General features: G+C 45.6%; 4 protein-coding genes and 1 pseudogene. All 5 read left to right on the top strand.

The genetic code is table 11. The features are described 5' to 3' along the window. Nucleotides 1–978, top strand: a pseudogene (locus tag H8698_RS13160) (hypothetical protein); the annotation flags it as partial. Further along, nucleotides 975–1,577, top strand: a complete 603-nt coding sequence (locus H8698_RS13155; protein ID WP_249313894.1) for a hypothetical protein — start codon at nucleotides 975–977, stop codon at nucleotides 1,575–1,577. The pseudogene H8698_RS13160 and the gene H8698_RS13155, both read left to right, overlap by 4 nt. 13 nt (nucleotides 1,578–1,590) lie before the next feature. Continuing rightward, on the top strand, nucleotides 1,591–1,767 hold the full coding sequence (locus tag H8698_RS13150) for a hypothetical protein (protein ID WP_249313893.1): 177 nt from the start codon (nucleotides 1,591–1,593) through the stop codon (nucleotides 1,765–1,767). Further along, a complete protein-coding gene (locus H8698_RS13145; RefSeq protein WP_249313892.1) occupies nucleotides 1,742–2,437 on the top strand; it encodes a hypothetical protein in 696 nt (231 codons plus the stop codon). Before H8698_RS13150 ends, H8698_RS13145 begins: the two co-directional genes overlap by 26 nt. 15 nt (nucleotides 2,438–2,452) lie before the next feature. Beyond that, a partial coding sequence (locus H8698_RS13140; RefSeq protein ID WP_249313891.1) for a peptidoglycan recognition protein family protein occupies nucleotides 2,453–2,973 on the top strand: 521 nt, incomplete at its 3' end.

Genomic DNA, 2,973 nt, shown 5'->3' with positions numbered 1-2,973 from the left:
GGCGGTTTTCAGGCAGGCGCAGCAACAACAGTCGGTAACACGGGAGCGACAGAAGGCGGCGCAATTGGAAAAAATGCAAAAGAGACCAATGGCGGGTTTGCCGGTGGCGCAGGTGCTAATGCATCATATGGAGGTGTTATAGGAAAGCGTGCGGCGGAAAAGAACGGCGGTGGTGCAGCTGGGCTTGACACTTATGCAAACGCCGGCGGCGCCGTGGGAAGTGGCGCGGTTGCAGGAAGCGGTTTTTCTGGCGGGAAAGGAGCAAAAGCGGCCCCGATTGACGAGAGCAAGGGGACGTATATTGACGCGGTTCAGCTTGGAACAGGCACAAACGAAGTACCGGGAAGCTTGCAGGTTTATGAGTTTCAGTTAATGGACGGAAGTGGAAAAATTCCGGTAGAGAGGCTGCCGGAGACGGTAACTAATTCCAATTGGGGAGGTGTGGTATCGAGCTGGGCAGGACTTCCGTCAACTCCAAAACTCGGAATGTATTGTTATGTGTCAAGCGACATAGCGAACGGGGAAAAATATACGGGGAAAGCTTCGGATATGTTTTTCAGTATGTCGAATGAATATCCTTCTGAAATTCTGCCTTTGGGTCCGATTAAGTTTACCGCACCAGAAAATTGCATTGAGCCTTATGGCACTTCCTTTGCAGAAGGGTATGTGTGCGTTTACACTGAAAACGGATCTAAAATAGGCAAATTGGTATATAACCCAACCGGATTGCCCGACTTTATTAGAGGAGAAGAACTTGGATTAACGTCTATGGACGACACAGTGACGTTTTACTTGGGTTATTGGGACGGGACAAACTTTCCTGCAAAGATTGAAAAATTTTCGGCTGGGAGTATGATTTTTTGGAACGGCACGAAATGGTGCGGCGTGGCTTCTTCTGATACTGTCGGAGAGATTGAAACCGCCTTAGACGGGATTTTGTCGATACAAAACGCCTTGATTGGAGGCGGGAGCGAATGAGCATAGCAGAGAAACTGACACAAATTGCGGAAAATGAGCAGGCCGTGTTTGAGGCAGGGAAAAAGAGTGAATATGATACATTTTGGGACGTTTATCAAGAAAACGGAAATAAAATATCTTATCGTTTCGCCTTTTATGGTTCGAGCTGGAATGATACAACATTTCATCCTAAGTACCCGATAAAAATGTATAAGGGGCAGCAACAGCAGCTGGCTTTTTATTATTTTCGCGGTACTCATATTGATGTAGATATAGATTTTAGAGCGGTTGGATATTCTCAGATTTTTCAAAGCGCTTCGCTTTTAAAAACCATATCAAAGTTAATCGTTACAGACGAGGTGACTTATACAAATTGGTTTGCCGGTTGTACCGCCTTAGAGGACATAACGATTGAGGGAACAATTGGAAATGATATTTCATTTCCCGACAGTGCGCTGCTCACAAAGGCGAGCATAGAGAGCATTATCGGTGCGCTGTCTGGTACAGTGACGGGGAAAACCCTGACGGTAAACGCCGCGGCGAAACAGGTGGCATTTACGGACAGCGAGTGGGCAGAATTAATTGGAACAAAGCCCAATTGGACAATTAGTTTAGTGTAAAGGAGGGACAGGCATGACCACAAGAATGATATTGTATGCAGACGAGGGAAAAGTTTTAACCAATGGCGAAATTTACGGCAAGGAGATTTACCTTGCCGAGGGATTGACGGCGGAAAGTTTTCGCGAAATTACGGACGCGGAATATGAGGCGGTGACGAAAGCAAATGAGCATAGCGGAGAAATTGGCTAAGATAGCTGAAAATGAGCAAGCTGTGTTTGAGGCGGGGAAAAAGAGTGAATATGATACATTTTGGGACGTTTATCAAGAAAACGGGAACATGACATACTATGCCTACGCGTTTGCTGGTGTCGGGTGGACGCAGAGCGTATTTAAGCCAAAATATAACATAGAGCCTGTAACACCGACAAGTATGTTTAGCAGCTCACGTATTGTTGACATCAGACCACAAACAATAGGAGTTGATGTCGATTTTTCTAAATGCACTAGCTTTTATTATTTATGCTCCAATTCTACAATTAAGTACATTGGCGTGGTAGACTGTTCGTCAGCGCAGTCGGCAAGCCTGTCCTATATTTTTTCGAGCGCGAAGGAGCTTGTAAGCGTAGAAAAAGTAATTATGCCGGAAATGGATTCGGCGGGGTTTGCGGATAAGAGTTTTGAAAATGCTAAAAAGCTGGAACATATCCGCATTGAGGGCGTTATTCGGCGAAGCACAAATTTAAGCTGGTCGGTGGTGCTAAAAAAAGAAAGTATTACGAGTATTGTTCAAGCATTGTCAGACACAGCGGAGGGGCAAACAATTACATTTAGCCAAGCGGCAAAGAATAACGCGTTTACGGACAGCGAATGGGCAGAATTAATTGGAACGAAACCAAACTGGACTTTTAGCTTAGCATAAAGGAGGAAGTGGAAAATGCAGATTGAAAAGAAGCAGATAGCGTATAATCGTGTTGCGCGGAGCGGCGCGATTAAGTATATCGTTATCCATGACACGGGGAACAAATCAAAGGGTGCGAATGCGCAGGCGCATTTTAACTATTTTAACGGCGGAAACCGAAACAGCTCGGCGGACTTTTTTGTGGACGACAAAACCGTTTTGCAGGTGAATGATTACACAAAATATTACACTTGGCACGTGGGGGACGGCAAGGGCAAATACGGCATTACAAACCAAAATTCCGTCGGCATTGAAATTTGTGTAAACGCTGACGGAAACTACGACACGGCGTACCTGAAAGCTGCGGAGCTGACGAAATATTTGATGAAGCAGTTAGGGATTGACGCGTCCCGGGTTGTGCGTCACTATGATGCAAGCAGAAAGAACTGTCCGGCCTCAATGAGCGCAAATAACTGGGCGCTGTGGGAAAAGTTTAAACAGTTGATAAGGGAGGAAATAAAAATGGCAGAATGTAAATTTACAGACATCAGCGGGCA

This window comes from Congzhengia minquanensis (assembly GCF_014384785.1).
GTDB classification, from domain to species: Bacteria; Bacillota; Clostridia; order UBA1381; family UBA9506; genus Congzhengia; species Congzhengia minquanensis.
The sequence above is the reverse complement of the archived record's forward strand: the minus strand, read 5'-3'. Positions and strand labels throughout refer to the sequence as shown.